Raw genomic sequence first — 292 nt, forward strand, 5'->3', positions numbered from 1 at the left:
GCTGGAAGAGCATCTGCGCAGCCGCACGCCCGAATGGGCCGCCGCCATCACCGGGCTCTCCGTCGCCGAGATCGAGGCTTTCGCGCGGATCGTCGGCACGACGAAGAAGACTTACTTCCGCCTCGGCTATGGCTTCGCGCGCCAGCGCAACGGCTCGATCAACATGCACGCCGCGTCCTCGATCGCCGCCGTCACCGGCGCCTGGCAATATGAGGGCGGCGGCGCCTTCCATTCCAATTCCGGCATCTTCAAGCTGAACCAGGATGTGCTCGAAGGCACCGCGATGCGCGAC

Annotated in this window: 1 pseudogene; it reads left to right on the top strand. The window is 66.1% G+C overall.

Going from position 1 to position 292, the window contains the following annotated elements:
- Positions 1-292 (top strand): annotated as a pseudogene (locus EN850_RS35645) (molybdopterin-dependent oxidoreductase); the annotation flags it as partial.

Source organism: Mesorhizobium sp. M8A.F.Ca.ET.207.01.1.1, assembly GCF_004794715.1.
Lineage (GTDB): Bacteria > Pseudomonadota > Alphaproteobacteria > Rhizobiales > Rhizobiaceae > Mesorhizobium.